Origin of the sequence: Streptomyces sp. NPDC001292 (assembly GCF_042896465.1) — a bacterium.
Classification (GTDB): Bacteria; Actinomycetota; Actinomycetes; order Streptomycetales; family Streptomycetaceae; genus Streptomyces.
The window spans coordinates 14,762-32,292 of record NZ_JBIAXG010000055.1; the positions used below are offsets into that span (position 1 = coordinate 14,762).

Consider the following 17,531-nt stretch of genomic DNA (forward strand, 5'->3'; position numbering starts at 1 on the left):
GCCCAGCTCGCGCAGCGCCTGGAGCTCATCGGCGCGGGCCGCGATCCGGGCGGCTTCGCGCAGGTCGGCTTCCCGGGCGGCGGGCGCGGATTCGGCGGCAAGCTCGGCCTGGACGACGTCTTCGGTGTCCGGGTCGTAGACGGTGCCCGGCGCGGCGGCGAGCAGCTGCTCGATGCGCTCCCACTCCGCGAGCTCCGCTCGGGCCGCGGACGTCGTCGGCCAGGTCCTCGTGCCGCGAGTCCTGCCGGGTGTCGAACCGGGCGTCCTCGAGGGCCGCAGCGACGGCGCCGGCGTCCATGCCCTTCGCGCGGCAGCGCACGACGCGGCGGCCGATGCAGGCGTGGTCGACCGGCTCGCGGGGCGCGGCGACGCGCGGGGCGAGCGGGCGGCGGGCGCCGCGCCGGGGCGGCCAGGGCGTGGTCATCGTCGGCCTCGATTCGGGGTGCGGAATCAGGAGCGGGCCACCGCCAGAGCGCTGTACGACGGCCCGTGAATACGTGTGACTGAGTATCTGATTTGGCGAGTTGAGCACGGTGCGGGCAGCGTGTACGGCAGTACGAGATGGGCCAGCCCGCAGGCGTGGGACCACACTGGTCCTGCCTCAACCCTCTGTTGTCGCCCCAGCAGGTGAGGAAACGGAGCGTCCGCAGGGGCGCGCCCGCGGTCCAAGCGTTTTGCGCTGCCGGGCTCGCGTCAGCAGGAGGGTTCGATTCCCCAGGCGGCGGCTCGGGCGGCGGCGGCCGCGCGGTTGGGGAGGTCAAGCTTGGCGAGGATGTGCTCGATATGGGTTCCTACGGTGCGCGGCGTGATGTACAGCCGCTCGGCGATCTCCCGGTTGGTGCGGCCAGCAGTCAGTTCGGCCAGCACCTGGAGCTCCCGTGGCGAGAGTCCGCCAGGCCGCCGCGCGTCCGGGTGCCGCGCGTCCGCGGCGGGGTCGGCCGCGGCGACCTCCTCGGGCGGCGGGCCTGCGCGGGTGTCGACGGCCGCGGCGAGCGCCTCGGAGAGCAGGGTGAGCACGGCGCGCGCCGGATCGGGCGTGCGCCGCGGCCGGCGGGTGCTGACGTTCAGCATGCCCACGTACCGGCCGTCGGCGGCGAACAGGCACTGGGCCACGCCGTCCTCGATACCGAGGGGACACAGCACCTCCTGGAAGCCCGGGGATGCCGCCAGGAGCTGCCCGGGGACGTCCCTGAGCCAGAGACCGCCTCGGGCCGGGCTGCGGAGCACGGGGAACACCGGGTCGTGGTGGAGGCGGGTCTCGATGTAGGCCGTGGCGTCGTCCGGGTAGCTCCCGGCAAGAGTGGTGTGGCGGCGACGCAGCGGATCCCACCAGGCCAGGGAGGCGTGGTCGTACTCCATCACCTCCGACAGCGCCGCCAGGACCGTGTCGACGCCGGTCGCGCCGCTCGTGGCGCTCTTGGCGGCCTCACGGACGTGGACGGCTGCGTCCAGGATGTCCGCCGTGCTCCGCTCCGCTGCCATCCTCCAAGGATGATCATGTGCCCGGAATACGTCAATCGCGAAGGGTGTCGTGCACGACCTGCCCGTCCACGACGGTGAGGACGACGGGCATCTGCGGGATGTCGTGAGGGTCGGCGGTGAGCAGATCCCCGTCGAGCACGCAGAGGTCGGCGACCTTGCCCGGCTCCAGAGAGCCCTTCCAGTCGTCGGCGAAGTCCTGCCAGGCCGCTTCGATCGTGTACGTACGGATCGCCTCGGCCAGGCCGATGCGCTGCTCGGGGCCGCTGACCCGGCCGGCGGCCTTCGACTCGCGCAGCACCATGGTGGCGACCCCCTGGCGCCAGTCCGGGTACGTGACGGGGGCGTCGGACCCGCTCGCGACCCGCACGCCGGCGTCGATGGCATCGCGGTAGGGCCATGCGTACGCGGCCCGTTCGGCGCCGACGAACTCCTCCTCCATGTCGGCGACGGTCCACTTGATGGTGGGGTTCATGTTGACGCCGAAGCCGTGCGCGGCCAGCACCTTCATGCTGTGGGCGGTGAGGAAGTCGCCGTGGATGATGTAGTGGCGGGCGTCGGGCTGCGGGTGTTCGGCCATGGCTGCGGCGAAGGCGTCCGCGACGGTGTCGATGGCCCGGTCGCCGGTGACGTGGACGCCGAGCTGGTGCCCGGCGGTGTGGGCATGCCGGATCATGGCATCGATCTCGTCGATCCGCTCGGCGTCGGTCTTGCCGCCGACGCACAGGGAGCCGCAGCCGCCGCCGACGTACGGCTCGTTCATCCAGGCCGTCTTGTTGGGGACGATGCCGTCGGCGAAGATCTTGACTCCGTGGATCGCGAGGCGGCGCGGATCGGCGTCGCCGGACTCGCTGAGGGCGGTGAGGGTACGGGCGAACTCCTTGGCGGTGCTCGCCATTCCGGTGGGTAGGAGCAGGACGCCGACGCGGGCGGTCAGTTCGCCGTCGGCCAGCAGCCGGCGGTAGACGTCGAGGGTCTCCGAGCCGAGCGCGCCCCGCATGATGCCGGCGCCGCCGGGGCCGAGCCCGGGCTCGGTGTAGCTGGTCACCCCAAGCCGGGCGAGCGTGGCGAGGGTCGATCTGATCGCGTCGGTCCGCTCCTGCCGGCTGAGCGGCGGCAGCGCGTTCTGGACGAGGGCCTGGGCCCCCTCGTGGAGTAGCCCGGTCGGCTCCCCGGCTTCGTCCATGACGATGGCCCCGCCGGGCGGCGCGACGGCGTGCCGGTCGATCCCGATGAGCTTCAGTGCCTTGGAGTTGACCCAGGTGGCGTGCCCGGAGAAGGAGTACAGGACGACGGGGTGGTCCGGGCTTACGGCGTCGAGGTCGCGCCGCGAGGGCAGCCGCGACGGATCACAGAGGCACTCGTCGAGGTAACCGGTGTCCCAGCCGTGCCCCGTGATCCACTGCCCGCCTGGAACCCGCCCGACGGCCTCCTGTACCGCCTCGGCCACGTCCGCGAGGGAGGACACGGCGGGATGGCCGAGGTCGAGGGAGAGCGGCGGCGTCGCCATGCCGAAGGCACATCCGTGCAGATGGGAATCGTTGATACCGGGAAGCAGGGTCGCCCCCCGCAGGTCGACGACGCGGGTGCCGGGTCCGACGAGCGGCGCGACGTCGTCTCGCCCACCGACGGCACTGATGATCCCACCGGTCACCGCCAGGGCCGAGGCGACGGAGAACTCCGCATCGACCGTGACCACCCGCCCGCCAAGAAACACCAGATCCGCATACGTGTCCACAGAAGGTCCTTCCGATAACTGGGCGCACCACGGCCACCCGCGAACGATCTCCCGAGGACTATGACCACGCCCCCACCTCCCGTCTATCGGTCATTTCACCGATACACGCTCCCGCAGTGGGATGACGCGGGTGCCGTCTACGGTCACGGCCATCACCACGCCAACCGGACGGTTCGCGACCTGCCCGTCCCTGACGGTCCGCCCGTGGTCGCGGTCACGGTCTCCGGAGCGGGCTGGGCGGCGACGCCTGCGGTGCTGATGGTGCCGGCCGGTGTCGTGCTGGCCGGAGGCATCGTCCTGCGGCAGTCCACGCGTGCCGGCGAGCCTTGACGCGCTCACGGCCGGGACCCAACTGCTTCCGCGATTCAGAATCCGCTGACCGCATCCCGGAAACCCAGGGCGTACCGGAATTCCTCCAACTTGCCGCTGTGTAAAGGCCGGTGGCGGCATCTTCAACAGCGCCACGCCCGGAAGAACGCGCAGCCCGTTCCGTTCAGCGCGGGGCGTCAGCGCCGCCGCCGCGTCGGACCTGTGCCAAAGTCTGCTCGTGCGGTGCGGCCAAGTCGGCTGGTGGCAGTGATACAGGGCTGCCTGTGAGGGTGTACCACTCGTCGGCGTCGGTGTACTGGATGGCGATGCTGGCGCGCCCGTCCGGCAGGAGACGGGCGGCAATGGCGAGGTCACCGGTGATGACGCCGACCTCGTCGGTCATCGCGCCGCCGGGCCCGGCTTTCACCTCACTGACGAGCCGTTCCGGCTGTGAGGGGTGTGCGTTCGTGAGGGCAGGTACCCAGCATCTCGGTCAGCGTGGCCTCCTCGGTGTCGGTCACCGACAGCTCATAGCTGGACTTCACCGATACCCAGGCCCGGGCGTAGGTGCACCAGTAGGTCTTGGACGGCGGCTGTCACTCGTCCGGGCCCTGGTCACCTTTCGACCGGTTTGATGCGGCGGAGACGGCCAGCAGCTGCGGGTGCGTCAGGCCGTTCGCAAACGCTTTCCGCTTCTCCTGCGTCCATGTGTTCGCCCCGACTGGCGGGGAGCGTAATTTCAAGGCTCGATATTCCGGTCTGGCAGTACTACCGGTGCGGTGTCGGAGGCAGAGGCTAGGGTGCGTCACCGTGGACGCTACTGATCTTGACTACCGGGCCCGGACGCAGACAGGCTGCATTCCTCCGCATCTGGTCTCCCGGCTTCTCGAACTCGGCCATGCCGAGGTGGTGGAGTGCTGGGCCCGCCGTGGAGAGTGGTTCTGCGCGCGGGAGTGGGCGCGGCTGCTCGGCGAGCAGGACCGGCAGGCCGAGGCGCTGGCGCTGCTCGACCCGTACCTCGCGACCGGCTGGTGGACGGCCATCAAGGCCACCGCCGAGCTGCTGGAGCTCTGGGGCCGGGCCGAGGAAGCAATCGCGCTCACCCGCGTCCGGATGGAGGTGGGGCACCCGATGGCGCTGGAGTTCTACGCCCGGCTGCTCGCCCGCCACGGACGCAGTGACGAGGCGTTCACCTTGCTGCGGCCGCACATTGACGACTGGTCTCTCGCCAGGGCCTTGGTCGATGTCTCTGCGGGCGCTGGCCGCGACGAGGAGGCCGACGTGCTGCTCGCTGCCCGAATCCCGGCCGAGCACCGGTGCGACTCTCCGTGGTGCTGCCGCGCTCTGGACCCCGACCTGGCAATCGGCTTGCTCGCCACGATCCGCGAGCGCCGGGGCCACGTCGACGAGGCGATAGCCCTGCTGCGCACCCGCAACGGCAGCTCGCTCAACAACCGTGACCAACTGGCCGACCTGCTCGCCCGGCACGAAAGGATCGCAGAACTGCGTGCCTACGCGGCGGCAGATGCTCTCGGGCACGCTGCGCAGAGGCTCGCGGAGCTGCTGGAGGAACGCGGCGACGTGGAAGGCGCGATCGCGGTGTACCAGCAGGCCGGCGCATCAGCTGTCCACCGGCCCAACACGGATGTGCTGCTCGCGCACCTCCTGGCCCGGCACGGCCAGGGCGACGAGGCGATCAACGTGATGCGCGCGCTGGCCGACTCCCGAAGCGGCGACGACTGGATCCTCCATACCTGGAGCACTCTGTGCGTGGACCAGAACCGCCCCGAGGACGGCCTGGCCCACCTCGATGCTCTGGCCGCACGCCGCGGCGGCGAGGAAGAGTGGGATCTGTTCTGGATGCGGCTGCCGTTGATGGCCGCCTGCGGCCGCGTTGATGAAGCGGTCGAGCGGGCCCGGGCCCACCCCGAGGGCTCCACCTCATACGCGGCGCCGCACATCGCTGAGTTGCTCGCCGCCGCTGGACGGATCGAGGAGGCCATCGCCGTCCTCGAACAGCACTCCCCGGCCAACCGCCACGACCTCGCTGGCCACCTGATCGGCCTCGGCCGCGTCGAGGACGCCCTGGCCGTCCTCCAGCAAGCCAGCCCCCGCTCGCCCGCCGGGGCACCGGTCGACTCCTGGCACGACGAGCCCTCGTTCTGAGGTTCTGCCCGGCACAACCCTTGGGCCGGACGGCCCGCCGCGCTTCCGGGTGGCCGACCGGTTGCCGCTGCGCGTCGAGCGTCTCGCTGAGCGCGGACATCCCCGGCTCGGTGGCGTCGGATCGCGCGAAGCCACGGTCCTGGAGCGTGACAGCCGTCTTCCGCCAAGTGCACTGGGAGCACTGCGTGCTGAGGTCCGAGCTGCACGCCTCTTCCTGACATCTCTCTGGCGCCGCCGCACCCAGCACGGCCGGGTACTGTCCTTGTACGCCGACCTGGCCGGAGTGTCGCTGTACGACTTGGTCGCGGCCGAAGTCGACCTGCTGGCGCACACGGCGGGCGGAGTAGGCGGACAGCACCGCGGAGGAGCTCGGCGGCGCTCTGGTTCCGCTCTTGCCAGGGTGCGGAGAGACGGCGTTGGATGTGCCAGGCGGCGAGCGCGCCCTGCTCCTCCTGGAGGTCGACGGCACGCTGTACGTGCGCTGCGGCCAGGACGGCGACGACACATGGCTGGTCGAGAACGTGGCCCGGAGACCGTGGCGCCGTTCAGCTTCCACCTGGAGGGCCGCAGCGTCCGCCTCACCCTGCTCCCTGCCCAGCCGTAGTCCCTCGTTCGGCTGACGACGGGCTGTCCCGCCCAGGGCAACGGTGGGAGACTGCGGGCCGTGTCTGGGTTCGCGAGAGATCCGAAGAACTACGGTTCTCCAGACACTCAGATGTGTCTCACCTACTGGTGCCGTCGTTTCAGGAGCCTGTGCGAGAGGGTGGCCATGTGCTGACACCACCGATCGAGCCGATGCTGGCGCAGGCCCGAGACACACTGCCGCGCCCCGGCGAGGTTCCGGATCCGCTCTGGCAGCAGAAGGCAGACGGCTACCGGTCTCTCGCGTTCCTGACGCTGCGCGGGGTTCCGTCCTTGGCGACGTGGGCCAGGCGGGTCACGTCACGGGCCAGCAGCTCCTGGCTGATGGGGCGGTTCAGAACCTCGATGATCTCGTTCGGCCCCATGGTTCGGTTCCGCCTTCTCAGCGCAGTTGCTCGGCCAGTCCGACGATGATGCCCTCCGGGCCGCGGAGGTAGCAGAGCAGATAGCTGTCCTCGAACCGGGCGATCTCGCCGACGAGTTCGGCGCCGTGAGGGCGCAGGCGGGCAACGGTGTCCTCGAGGTCGTCGACGGCGAACATGACGCGGTGCGTGCCCAGAATGTTGTGCGGCCGGTTGCGCGGCCCGGCGCTGATCACCGCGGGGCTGCGGTACTTCGACAGCTCGAGCCGGCTGTGACCGTCCGGGGTCCGGAGCATCGCGATGTCACAGCGAACGCCGTCGAGTCCGGTGCACTGGTCGGCGAAGAGGCCCTCGACCTCCGCCCTGCCCTCCAGCTCCATACCGAGTTCCACGAAGAACGCGATGGCGGCATCCATGTCCCCGACGACGATACCGACATTGTCCATCCGCTGAATCGCCATGCTGGTTTCTCCCTCTTCCGCGTGCGGCCGGTGGTGGCCGCTGATGCCCCTGGGACGGAGCCGGTGACACGTTCTCGACATCCGTAGACCGCTGAGAACTCCGAAAAATCTGGATCGCGCCTCAGCACCGCTACAGCAGACCCGCGAGCCAGGCGCCGCCACCGAGGGTGAGTGCCGCACAGGTGGCCGCTCCCATGAAGACGATCAGCCGCAGCGTGCCGTCTCCGCTTTTCAAGGCTTCCTCGACGATTCGCAACGTTGCGCGCTTGAGCCTTGCACCTCGCCAATCAATGTACGGTGCCGGGTCACCCTTGGCGGGTGGAGTTCCCCGTGCCGCTCGCCCTCGCCGCGCCACACCCCTGCCCGCCGCCGCCCGGCACGAGCTGCTGACCCCTGGCGGGCCCGAGTTGGTGGCCCCGTCCGTAGCGCCGTGGCCTGAGCACCGGCGTCCATCCCCGCCACGGCCTGATGCACGCTGATCCCCGCACGCGGGAAAGGCAGGCCCGTCGCTTCTTCGGAGGGCGTGACCGTGGCGCTTTCCGTGGAAATGGGGCCGACCGTGCGTCAGGCCGGAGGGCCGGAGCTCACTCGGACGACCCACCGGACAGGACTCCGACTGGCGCCGCGCTCTGACGTCAAAGATGCCCCTGCTCTGTGACAGGACGGCAGGGACTGGGCGGCCCCGCCCGCGCCCTGGTCAGGGGCCGCCCACACCCCGGTCTCCTCGTCGACCGGAGCGGGCCGGGTGCCCCGGCCAGCTTGATCCGTCAGTTCCGCGTGGCGGCGGTGCGGGCTGCGACGAGAGCGGCGACGGGGTCGGCCGTGGCGGGGGCGCAGGGCCACCAGTCGGCGGCGGTGCCTCGGCCTTCGCGGGTGTAGGGGTGCCAGCGGTTGTCGGGACCGAGGCGGATCTGGATGCCTTCGTTGTCGGCGGTGAGGCGGTTGCGCCAGACGCGCAGCCGGACCGTGCCGGCGGCGTCCATATCGTCGTCGCTGTCGGGGTCCGAGAGGGCGGAACGGGCGGCGGCCATGGCGGCGGGGTCGGGGGCGAGGGGCGCGCGGGCGACGGCGAGGCCGGCGGGTCCGCCGTGGTGCAGGGCGCGGACCAAGCGGGCGAAGTCGAGCGGGGCCAGGCCTGTGGCGCGTACGAGTTGGTGGAACCAGTCCTCGCTGATGCCTGTCGCGGCGAGGCGTACCGCGTCCTCGACGGGGGCGCAGGTGAGCGAGGCGGTGTGTCCGGCGGCGAGGCTGCGGGCGCGCTGGGCGGTGTCGCGGGTCAGCGCTTCGAGATCGTCGAGGGTCAAGGGGGTGCCGGGTGGCGGCACCGTGGTGAGCGGGGTGAGGGTGGTATCGGTTTCGCCGGGCGCGCTACCGACCGTCTCGGGGGTGGGCGGGGTGAAGGTGCCGTTCCAGGCGGCGAAAGCATCGCGGGCGGGAACGCCCTCGCCGCGAGGTGCGTCGTCGGTCGTGGACGCGGTGCCGGTGAGCATCTGGCGGCGGGTGCGCAGCGCGCCCAGGACGGTGTCCTTGGTGCGGCCGCGGAGGGTGAAGAGCCAGAAGGGGTCGTCATCGAGGTGGACGGCGGTGGCGTAGCACAGGGCGGCGGCGTGCTTGCAGGGGTAGCCCCAGTCGGGGCAGGAGCACTCCGGGTCGAGTTCGCTCGGCTCGGGCAGCAGGGGGACGTCGGCGGTGCGGGCGTCGTCGACGAGATCGGCGGGCATCTCGCCGTCGAGGAGGGCGGCGGTGCGGCCGGCCTGGGCGGCGATGGCGTCGAGGAGGGTGTCCCACTGGGCGTCGGTCAGGACGCGCAGGTGCACCGCGGCGTCGTACGGCCGGGGGGCGCTGCCCTCGACCTCGGCGCGCAGCGCACCGGGGATGACGGTGACCGGACCGACCATGCCCTTACGGGCGTAGGTGCGGCCGCGGGAGAGGCGACCGGAATCGAGGGTGGAGGCCTCCAGGGCGTCCACCCAGGCCTGCCCCCACCAGGTGGCGGCGAAGGCGCGGCTGCCGGTACGGGGTGCCTTGCGGGCGGGGGTCATGCCTCGAACTCCTTGGAGAGTGCGACGAGTTCGGCGAGGTCGGTGTCGGAGAGTTCGGTCAGGGCGGCCTCACCGGAGGCGATGACCTGGTCCGCGAGGGCGCGCTTGGCACCGAGCAGGCGGGCGACCTTGTCCTCGACCGTGCCCTGCGTGGTGAGCCGGTGGACCTGGACGGGGCGGTCCTGGCCGATGCGGTAGGCGCGGTCGGTGGCCTGGTCCTCGACGGCGGGGTTCCACCAGCGGTCGTAGTGGATCACGTGGGTGGCGCGGGTGAGGTTGAGGCCGGTGCCGGCGGCCTTCAGGGACAGCAGGAAGACGGGGAACTCGCCCTGCTGGAAGGCGGCAACCATTTCCTCGCGCCGAGGGACGGCGGTGGCGCCATGCAGGTAGCGGGCGCGGACGCCGCGGTCGGCGAAGTGCCGCTCCAGGAGCTTGCCCATCTGCGTGTAGTGGGTGAAGACCAGGGCGCCGTCGCCTTCGGCCACCACCGTGTCGAGCAGTTCGTCGAGGAGTTCCAGCTTGCCGGAGCGGCCGGGCAGCGGGCCGGCCTCGCGCAAGTAGTGGGCGGGGTGGTTGCAGATCTGTTTGAGCGCGGTGAGGAGTTTGAGGACCAAGCCACGGCGCGCGATGCCGTCCGCCTTCTCGATCCGGGCCATCGCCTCGCGCACCTGCGCCTCGTACAGGGCGGCCTGCTCGCGGGTGAGGGCGACGGGGTGGTCGATCGCGGTCTTGGCCGGGAGCTCGGGGGCGATGTCGGGGTCGGACTTGCGGCGGCGCAGCAGGAACGGGCGGGTGAGACGGGTGAGGTGCTCGGCGGCCTGCCGGGCCTGTTCGGCGGTCTCCGCGTCGTCGTCCATGCCCAGCGCGCCGCGCTCGATGGCTCTGGCGAAGCGGTCACGGAAGGCGGCGAGCGGGCCGAGCAGGCCGGGGGTGGTCCAGTCGAGCAGTGCCCACAGCTCGGAGAGGTTGTTCTCGACCGGGGTGCCGGTGAGCGCGACGCGGGCGCGGGCGGGCAGGGCGCGCAGTTCGCGGGCGGTGGTGGCGTACGGGTTCTTGACGTGCTGGGCCTCGTCGGCGGCAACCAGCGACCACTCGACGGCGGCGAGCCGCTCCCGGTCGCGGCGCAGCACGCCGTAGGTGACCAGGACGAGTTCGTTACCGGCGAGGTGATCGAGGGTGCGCTCCCCGCCGTGATAGCGGCGCACGGGGACGGCGGGGGTGAAACGGGCGGCCTCGCGCTGCCAGTTGCCCAGGAGGGAAGCCGGGCAGACCACGAGGGTGGGGCCGGCGGTGTCAGGCTGTTCCTGCCGGTGCAAGTGGAGGGCGAGCAGGGTGATCGTCTTGCCGAGGCCCATGTCGTCGGCAAGGACTCCGCCCAGCGTGAGGCGGGTCATGTCCGCCAGCCAGGCAAGGCCCCGCTGCTGGTAGCCGCGCAGGGTGGCGGTCAGGCCCTCCGGCGCCCGGACGGGAGGACGGCCCTCGGGGTCGCGCAGCCGGGCCACCAGCTCACCGAAGGTGCCGGCCGCCTCGACCGCGACGCGCTCGCCGTCCCACTCCACCTCCCCGGTCAGCGCCGCTTGAAGCGCGTCCACCGGGGCGAGTTCACGGCTGCGCCGCCGCTTGAGGCGGGCCACCAGCTTCGGATCGGCGACGACCCACTGGTCGCGCAGCTTGACCAGCGGACGGCGGGCCTCGGCGAGCAGGTCGAGTTCGGCTTCGGTGATCTTCTCGCCGCCGAGCGCCACATGCCAGGAAAAGTCGAGCAGGGCATCGCGGCCGAGCAAAGTGTCCACGGTCGCGCCGGGAGGGGTGGCCGCCCCGATCGCCGCACGCATCTCAAGGGCCTTGACCAGCTCGCGTGGCCAGTGCACGCGCACGCCCGCCGTGCGCAGTGCGCCGGTGGCGTCCCCCAGCAGGTCCATGGCCTCCTCGTCGTCGAGCCGGAGCGCGCTGGGTGCGGCCTCGGCGAGCAGGCGGGTCAGCGGCTGCCAGGCGCGGGCTGCGCGGCGCAGCGCGAGCAGCGCCTCGGCCTCGGCGTGCGGGCCGAGCAGGCGCTGTGCGCGGTGCGGGTCGGCCCACAGCTCGGCGGCGTCCAGAACCAGGGACGGGTCGGCCGCGGTGCGCAGTTGCAGCACGGCCCGGAAGGCGCGGCGCCGCCCGGCCGGGGGCTCCACCCTCAGTTCCACACTCACCTGCGCGGCCCGCTCGGCGGCGGCCTCGACCGCCCACTCGACCAGGCCCGGATGCAGGGCGGTGGCCCGGTCGGCGTACGGGTTGCCGGGCACGGCCCAGCCGGTTGCCGGGGTGCGCGGCAGGGTGTCGGCGAGAGCATCGCAGAACTCCCGTACCAAGGTGGCCGGTTCGGCGATGCGCACCATCCGGTCGTCCGCCACGGGCGCGGGGAGGTTGTGGGCGTAAGGGGGCAGCGCGGCGGCCAGCGCGTCCAGGTCCCGCTTGCCACGCGCGCCGGGCGGCCCGAAGCGCCAGGTGGTGTAGGTGTCGGAGGTCAGCGCCGGATACAGACGCCCCTCGCCGAGCAGGTCCAGGGCACGGCGGGCGACGGCCGCCCACGCGGCGAGCGAGGGATGGACACCGGAGGCGGGCAGGTCGAGCAGAAGAGCGAGGGCGTCGTCCGGGGAGAGCGCCCACCCCTCGACAGTGCGGGTGCGCACCCCGCCGCCGTGCGGCAGGACCAGCGACAGGCGGACCCGCCCGACGGCCTCCGGGGCCGCGGCCTGGGCGGGCACGCGGCGGGCCTCGGAGGCAGGCCGGTAGAACACCAGCTGGCCCAGCCTGGCCGGCTGTCCCGGCTCAGCCGGCACGAACACGGCTGCCCATGCGCCGGCGGCGAGGTGCTCGCGCGCCCAGGCGACGGCGGAGGGATCGGCGAGGGGCGAGGTCGCGGCGCCGATCTCCCGGACGAGCAGGCTCACGTGGCGCTCCCCACCTTGAACGCGGCCTTCCGCAGCCGCTTGGCCAATGCCTTGTCGACGGGCTTGATCGCGTCGGCCAACGCACCGAGCACCTCGCCGGCGTGGGGGTGGCCGGCCCGCCACAGGTCGTCGGCCCGCTCGGCCACCTGGTCGAGTGGGCGCGGCCCCGCCTCCGGGCCTGCCAACAGCCTTTCGCGCAGCGCCTGTTCACCGCGGCGTGCGAAGGGAAGTGCGCCGTCCACGAGCATCCACTCCAAGCCCCACGCCGCCTGGCCCTCGGCGGGTTCGCCAATCCGGCGCAGTATCGAGGCCGCCGCGTGCGAGCAACCCATGACCTGCGAGACGGCCGCCTTGCGCAGCACCGCCTTCGCCCGCCCGGCCTCGTCCGCCTCCAGCACGGACGCCAGCACCCGCGGGGCCTCAAGGCGGCGCAGCGCGTCGGTCGCCTCCGTGCCGTCGCAGGCGTCCACCACCTGCACCGCCGCGTCCGCCTCACCCGGATACGAGGGGAGCGCGGCCAGCAGCTCGCGGGCGTCCGCCCCGGCGAGCGAACCGATCACCGGCGCCGGGATGCCCGCTCCTGCCAGCAGCGTACGCAGGCCGGAGCGGCCCAGCGGGGTGAGCCGGAAGCGGCCGACCGGCAGCGGGTCGCGCCCACCGCCGTCGAGAAGCAGAGCGAGGGCGCCGTCTGTGAAATTCCGGTCGCCTTCCCACTCTGCGGCGCCGAACAGCTCCAGCATTGCGGCGGTGCCGTCGTACTGCTCGGCGAGGAGTGCCGACACCAGCTGCCGGGCCGGCCCCTCGGGCAGCCCCTCCAGACCGCCGTTCAGGTAGTCGCCTACGTCCAGCCACTCCCCGTCCGGCAACCCGTATGCGGCGAGCAGCATCAGGAACACCAGTGGCGGTGCCTCGTCGGTCAGCGCCCGTGGCGGTGTCAGCCTGCCCAGTGGCCCCTCCAGCGCGGGAAACGTCAGGGAGATCTCGACCGCCGCGCCTGCCACCGCGCTCTGCCAGGCAGCCAGCAGCTCCGCGTCGCCGTCCGGCAGCTCCTCGCCGGCGTACGCGCGGTTGCCCTCCACGTCGACGAAGCCGCAGTTCAGCGCCCATTCCCAGGGGAGGTCCACCAGCTCTATGTCGCCCGCGCTGCGCATGCTTGCCAACCGCGCGGTCCGATCCTTCGGATCGCCCCATTCCGCGGGGTCGATGCGCCACAGCTCGGCCTCCTCCACGGCCTGCCGGGCCAGCTTCGGCCGCAGCAACCCCTTCTGGGTCAGCTCCCGGCCTCTGCCGCACCAGTGTCCCAGTCGCATCGCTGCCATGAAGACGGGCACCTCGCGCACCGCACCAGCCAGTTCCGACTCACCGGGCAGCCGCACGGCCGGCAGCCGCACGGCCGCGGCGTCGAAGAGGTCGGACAGCGACTGCTGTTCAGCCGGACTGTCGCCGACATCGCCAGGCAGCGGATGCAGGCCGCCGCAATCGCACAGGTACATTCCCGCGGTCACCCGCCGCCCGCTCCGTTCGCCGCGGCCCGCCCCTCGCGTGCCCGCCGCCCGCCTCAGCCGGACCTCAGCGAGTGCCCGGGTGACCTCGGCGGGGCCGAAGGCGGACGGGTCGAAGTCCTCCTCGTACAGGCGGGCCAGCACCTCGTCGTGCGGTCCGTTGTACTCCACCCACTCCTCGCCGCCGTGCCGGACGACCGTGGCACGCGGGCGCTCCCCTGCCTCGTATCGCTGCAGCAGCTCGGCCAGGCCCCACACGCCGCCGAGGTCCTCGGCGGCGGGCATGGCGCGCCGCCCGCCCGTGCACAGCGCGAACTCCCCCTCGCCCTTCACGGCGGGGCGTACCTCCTCCACCGTGATCCGGTGCAACCAGTCGTCGCCGAAGTCGTAGGTACAGTCCATGCGATCGGCGGTGCGCGGCAGGACGTCCGCGAGGGCGGCCTTCTCCTCGTCGAAGGCAGCAACGCCGAAGTCGTCCGGTGGGGCGTATCGCCCGCCCGAGCGGTCCTCGAAGGCGTGCAGGTGTGCGTCCCGCCAGCCGAACGCCACTTGGAGCACGTCATGCAGCGAGCCCAGCGAAACATCCGAGGGCACCACAAGGCGTCGCCACATCGGCGGTTTCGTCCCCTCCAGCCGGACCTTCAGCTCGTGGACGGAGGACGTGTGCTTGCCGGAGCTGCGCTGGGCGGTCATGGGCTGAGGGCTTCCCACTTGTCGTAGGCATACGCGCAGCCGCGCGCCGCGCGCCCGCCGCTGTACGCCGAATGGCTGACCCGGCCATTCTCGCAGCCTTGGACCGCCGGACCTGCCGCCCGGTTGAATCCCGCCCGGCCGACTTGCGCGCAGCCCGCACCATGTGCTTAGGCCTACCGTGCCGCGGGGTGTCCCGCTGTGCGGCAAGGAGGGCGCGCGGCAACCGGCATCGGCCGGACGACGTAGAGTACCCGCAGCAGCCGGGTTCTACGAGGTGACGGTGACCGTCGAGGGCGCGTAGTGAACTCCCCTGAAGAGGCCTTGCCGCCGTTGCCAGCGACCAACTGCACGTCGGCGGCGAGCAGTTCCCACGCCAAGAGCAGTTCGTCGCCCCCGTGTCCAAGTCGCTCAAGGAGGCGGCGAAGACGCCGGAGGCCAATCCTTGGTACCGCGCCGTGTATCGTGGCGACGAGCCGGTCGGCTTCGTGATGCTGTCGTCAACTACTCGGCCGTAAACGACTCCGTTGGGAAATCCGCAAACTGGTGATGGCGGATGGCCTGTGCTGTCAGGATCGGTTTGTCGTCGGTCAAAGGGGTCGGGTGTCGCTGGAGTCGCGGCGCGATGTCGGGGTGCGGGAGCTGACGGCGCGGGTGGTGCGTGCCTCGTTCCTGAAGGGAACACTGGCGATCCGTGTCCGTGAGGCACTGGGCCCGCTGTTCGGGGACGCGTCCTTCGCCGAGGCGTTTCCCGTGCGGGGGCGCCCGGCGGTCTCGCCCGGGGCGCTGGCGTTGGTCTCGGTGCTGCAGCACGCGGAGGGGCTCAGCGACCGGCAGGCCGCTGATCAGGTGCGGGCCCGGATGGACTGGAAGTTCCTGCTGGGCCTGGAACTGGATGATCCGGGGTTCGACTTCACGGTCCTTGGTGATTTCCGCGTCCGGCTGATCAAGCACGGCCTGGAGGAGAGGGTCCTGGACCTGGTCCTGGAGCGGATCTGCGGTCTGGGGCTGCTGCGGGCAGGCGGCCGGCAGCGGACGGACTCCACCCACGTTCTGGCATCGGTGCGGGTGTTGAACCGGATGGAGTTCGTCGGCGAGAGCCTGCGTGCGGCACTGGAGGCCCTGGCCGCGGCTGCTCCGCAGTGGCTGGCAGGCCAGGTCACGGCCGACTGGGTCGAGCGCTACGGGGCCCGGATCGACTCCTACCGCTTTCCCCAAGGGTGACAACGTCCGCACCACGTGGGCTGAGCAGGTCGGCCGGGACGGCTTCACCGTCCTTGAGGCCGTTTTCAGCCCCGCTGCCCCGGGCTGGCTTCGGCAGATCCCCGCCGTTGAGGTCCTTCGGGGCAGGCCAGACTCGCATCGCAGGAATCATTGAAGGCAACACGAATAAACGCTTGCGGCGTTTTCGCGCTCTGCATGCGTTGGTGCGATGAGCGTCTCGGAGACCGCCCGGGAGACGGGTCTGCACCGGCAGACCGTGCGCAAGTACCTCTCCTCGCAGGCTCCGCCGGGCCCGCCGCAGGGCAGCAGCCGCCAGGGAACGCAGGCGCGGGCGGTGACCGAGATGGCGCCGCTGATCGACGCGATGCTGCGGACAGAACTGCTGATCAAGGGCACGGTGGTGCATGAGCGTCTGGTCGAGCAGTACGGCATCGCCGGCAACTACCAGCGCATCAAGCTCTATCCGCAACAGGCCCGGCCCCGCATCACGGCCGAACTGGGCATCGGGACGGACGAACTGCGTCGGCTGCACCGCCGTTTCGAGGCCATCCCCGGGGCCCAGGCCCAAGTTGACTGAGGCGACGAGGGCAAGATCCTCGCGCACATCGGCATCGAGAAGGCCTATTCCTTCCACATGGCGCTGCCGAACTCCCCTGATCCGTTCTGCAGCTTCACCACCAGCCAGGATCCCGGGTCACTCTCCGCCTGCCACCGACGGGCACTCGAGCATTTCGGCGGCGTCCCGGCCGCGATCATCTACGACCGGACCAAGACCGTGGTCCGCCATCCTCTCGCGCCGGGCAACGCGGTGCCTCTACACCCCGAGGCGGTCGCCTTCGCCAGGCACTACCGACACCGACATCCCGGCCCCCTACCGACCCACCGGCAACGGCCGGGCCGAACGGCAGACGGCGATCCTGCGTGATCATGTCGCGGCAGGGCGGGCGTTCTCTTCGCTGGAGGAGACGGACGCCGCGTTCACCGCCTGGGTGCCCCTGCGCAGAGCCCGCACCCATGCCCCCCACGGCGAGGCGGATGAGGTTACGCACGGTACGCCTTCAAGCGGCCCTTGCACTTGGAGGCGCACGCTCGGCAGGTCAACGTGCTCTCGTCGTCCGGTCGTGGCCACGACCTGTCACGGACTCAGACGCTGCGATGAAGGCTTGTACGAGGGGACGGTCGTCTCCTCGGCGGGTGGCCATGAAGATCCGGCTCATTGTGGGAGGTCCGTCGAGTTCAAGACGTTGGGCGCCTGCGGGGAGCAGTGTCGTGATGCTGTAGGGGGCGATGGTGACGCCAAGGCCAGCGGCAACGAACATGATGATGGTGTGCCAGTTCGAGCACTCTTGCGCGACCTGGACGTCGATGCCGGCGTCCCGCAACGGCTGTGTGTTCACGTCGAACGCCTGGGCTCCCGCTGAAGGCGGGAACAGGATCAGCGGGTCAGCGGCCAGCGCCGTTGCTTTCACATGATCAGCCCTTGCGGCGGGGTGGTCTGTGGGGACGACGGCGACGAACCGTTCCGTTGTCAGCAGGGAAAGGTCGATGTCGTCTCGCTTCTCGGCATCCCGCACGATCCCGATGTCGGCCGTGCCCCGCTCCAGGGCCGCCAGGACATCGACGGTGAAGCCGTCGTGCAGTTTGACCTGGACGTCTGGGCGGCAGCGGGAGAATTCACGAAGCCGTTCGCCGACGATCGCGGTGGCGGAGGTGATGAAGGCGACATCCAGACGGCCGGCCTCGCCGCGCCCGACACGGCCGGCCTCGTCGAGGTCGGCCGCCAGACGGCCCAGAAGGTCCCTCGCCCGTGACTGGAACGTCGCTCCCGCGTCTGTGAGGCGGACGCTTCGAGAGGTCCGGCGGAACAGCTCAACGCCGACGATCTTCTCGAGCTGCCTGATCTGCTGGGACAGGGCGGGCTGAGCGATGTTCAGCCGCTGGGCGGCACGGCCGAAGTGGAGTTCCTCGGCCACAGCCAGAAAG

14 protein-coding genes and 2 pseudogenes are annotated in these 17,531 nt (G+C 71.5%); 6 read left to right on the forward strand and 10 right to left on the reverse strand.

All coding sequences use genetic code 11. The annotated features are described in order from the left end of the window. Window positions 1–172 precede the first annotated feature (172 nt). Window positions 173–493, forward strand: coding sequence for a hypothetical protein (locus ACFY4A_RS36605; protein WP_390833635.1), 321 nt, complete (start codon window positions 173–175; stop codon window positions 491–493). Window positions 494–693: 200 nt separating this feature from the next. Here the strand turns inward: ACFY4A_RS36605 and ACFY4A_RS36610 are convergent, their stop codons facing one another. Further along, window positions 694–1,482 carry a response regulator transcription factor gene (locus ACFY4A_RS36610; protein WP_390833636.1) on the reverse strand — a complete coding sequence of 263 codons (789 nt, stop codon included), beginning with the start codon at window positions 1,480–1,482 and terminating at the stop codon, window positions 694–696. A gap of 31 nt (window positions 1,483–1,513) precedes the next feature. Further along, window positions 1,514–3,217: an amidohydrolase gene (locus ACFY4A_RS36615; protein WP_390833637.1), complete on the reverse strand. Its 1,704-nt coding sequence runs from the start codon at window positions 3,215–3,217 to the stop codon at window positions 1,514–1,516. 204 nt (window positions 3,218–3,421) lie between these two features. On the opposite strand from ACFY4A_RS36615, the gene ACFY4A_RS36620 reads away from it, so the two are divergent. Beyond that, window positions 3,422–3,547 (forward strand): hypothetical protein, encoded by a 126-nt coding sequence (locus ACFY4A_RS36620; protein WP_390833638.1) that lies wholly within the window; start codon window positions 3,422–3,424, stop codon window positions 3,545–3,547. A gap of 163 nt (window positions 3,548–3,710) precedes the next feature. Here the strand turns inward: ACFY4A_RS36620 and ACFY4A_RS36625 are convergent, their stop codons facing one another. Both ACFY4A_RS36625 and ACFY4A_RS36630 read right to left on the reverse strand, forming a co-directional pair. Beyond that, window positions 3,711–3,929, reverse strand: coding sequence for a hypothetical protein (locus ACFY4A_RS36625; protein ID WP_390833639.1), 219 nt, complete (start codon window positions 3,927–3,929; stop codon window positions 3,711–3,713). Window positions 3,930–3,954: 25 nt separating this feature from the next. Further along, a pseudogene (locus ACFY4A_RS36630) lies at window positions 3,955–4,245 on the reverse strand (hypothetical protein); the annotation flags it as partial. A 91-nt stretch (window positions 4,246–4,336) separates the two neighbouring features. Here ACFY4A_RS36630 and ACFY4A_RS36635 point away from each other — a divergent pair. Next, on the forward strand, window positions 4,337–5,692 hold the full coding sequence (locus ACFY4A_RS36635) for a tetratricopeptide repeat protein (RefSeq protein ID WP_390833640.1): 1,356 nt from the start codon (window positions 4,337–4,339) through the stop codon (window positions 5,690–5,692). A 416-nt stretch (window positions 5,693–6,108) separates the two neighbouring features. After that, window positions 6,109–6,312: a hypothetical protein gene (locus ACFY4A_RS36640; protein ID WP_390833641.1), complete on the forward strand. Its 204-nt coding sequence runs from the start codon at window positions 6,109–6,111 to the stop codon at window positions 6,310–6,312. Window positions 6,313–6,564: 252 nt separating this feature from the next. On the opposite strand, the gene ACFY4A_RS36645 is transcribed toward ACFY4A_RS36640, so the two are convergent. From ACFY4A_RS36645 to ACFY4A_RS36665, 5 genes are all read right to left on the reverse strand, one after another. Continuing rightward, window positions 6,565–6,699 (reverse strand): hypothetical protein, encoded by a 135-nt coding sequence (locus ACFY4A_RS36645; RefSeq protein WP_390833642.1) that lies wholly within the window; start codon window positions 6,697–6,699, stop codon window positions 6,565–6,567. A gap of 17 nt (window positions 6,700–6,716) precedes the next feature. Then, window positions 6,717–7,157 carry a VOC family protein gene (locus ACFY4A_RS36650; protein WP_390833643.1) on the reverse strand — a complete coding sequence of 147 codons (441 nt, stop codon included), beginning with the start codon at window positions 7,155–7,157 and terminating at the stop codon, window positions 6,717–6,719. A gap of 767 nt (window positions 7,158–7,924) precedes the next feature. Beyond that, on the reverse strand, window positions 7,925–9,199 hold the full coding sequence (locus ACFY4A_RS36655) for an SWIM zinc finger family protein (RefSeq protein ID WP_390833644.1): 1,275 nt from the start codon (window positions 9,197–9,199) through the stop codon (window positions 7,925–7,927). Beyond that, complete coding sequence (locus ACFY4A_RS36660; RefSeq protein ID WP_390833645.1) at window positions 9,196–12,132, reverse strand: DEAD/DEAH box helicase; 2,937 nt, start codon at window positions 12,130–12,132, stop codon at window positions 9,196–9,198. Before ACFY4A_RS36660 ends, ACFY4A_RS36655 begins: the two co-directional genes overlap by 4 nt. Further along, window positions 12,129–14,327, reverse strand: a complete 2,199-nt coding sequence (locus ACFY4A_RS36665) for a plasmid pRiA4b ORF-3 family protein (RefSeq protein ID WP_390833646.1) — start codon at window positions 14,325–14,327, stop codon at window positions 12,129–12,131. The genes ACFY4A_RS36660 and ACFY4A_RS36665 overlap by 4 nt, the downstream gene beginning before the upstream one ends. A 600-nt stretch (window positions 14,328–14,927) precedes the next feature. On the opposite strand from ACFY4A_RS36665, the gene ACFY4A_RS36670 reads away from it, so the two are divergent. Further along, window positions 14,928–15,548, forward strand: coding sequence for a transposase (locus ACFY4A_RS36670; protein WP_390833647.1), 621 nt, complete (start codon window positions 14,928–14,930; stop codon window positions 15,546–15,548). Between the two features lie 146 nt (window positions 15,549–15,694). Further along, window positions 15,695–16,579: pseudogene (locus tag ACFY4A_RS36675) on the forward strand (IS21 family transposase); the annotation flags it as partial. A 66-nt stretch (window positions 16,580–16,645) separates the two neighbouring features. Here the strand turns inward: ACFY4A_RS36675 and ACFY4A_RS36680 are convergent. After that, window positions 16,646–17,521 carry a LysR family transcriptional regulator gene (locus tag ACFY4A_RS36680; protein ID WP_390833648.1) on the reverse strand — a complete coding sequence of 292 codons (876 nt, stop codon included), beginning with the start codon at window positions 17,519–17,521 and terminating at the stop codon, window positions 16,646–16,648. Window positions 17,522–17,531 lie beyond the last annotated feature (10 nt).

Excerpts from the sequence above, each read along its gene's own strand:
- ACFY4A_RS36610 (WP_390833636.1), bottom strand. The coding sequence starts at position 1,482 with ATGGCAGCGGAGCGGAGCACGGCGGACATCCTGGACGCAGCCGTCCAC.
- ACFY4A_RS36625 (WP_390833639.1), bottom strand. The coding sequence starts at position 3,929 with ATGACCGACGAGGTCGGCGTCATCACCGGTGACCTCGCCATTGCCGCC.
- ACFY4A_RS36605 (WP_390833635.1), top strand. The coding sequence starts at position 173 with ATGCGCTCCCACTCCGCGAGCTCCGCTCGGGCCGCGGACGTCGTCGGC.
- ACFY4A_RS36650 (WP_390833643.1), bottom strand. The coding sequence starts at position 7,157 with ATGGCGATTCAGCGGATGGACAATGTCGGTATCGTCGTCGGGGACATG.
- ACFY4A_RS36645 (WP_390833642.1), bottom strand. The coding sequence starts at position 6,699 with ATGGGGCCGAACGAGATCATCGAGGTTCTGAACCGCCCCATCAGCCAG.
- ACFY4A_RS36665 (WP_390833646.1), bottom strand. The coding sequence starts at position 14,327 with ATGACCGCCCAGCGCAGCTCCGGCAAGCACACGTCCTCCGTCCACGAG.
- ACFY4A_RS36655 (WP_390833644.1), bottom strand. The coding sequence starts at position 9,199 with ATGACCCCCGCCCGCAAGGCACCCCGTACCGGCAGCCGCGCCTTCGCC.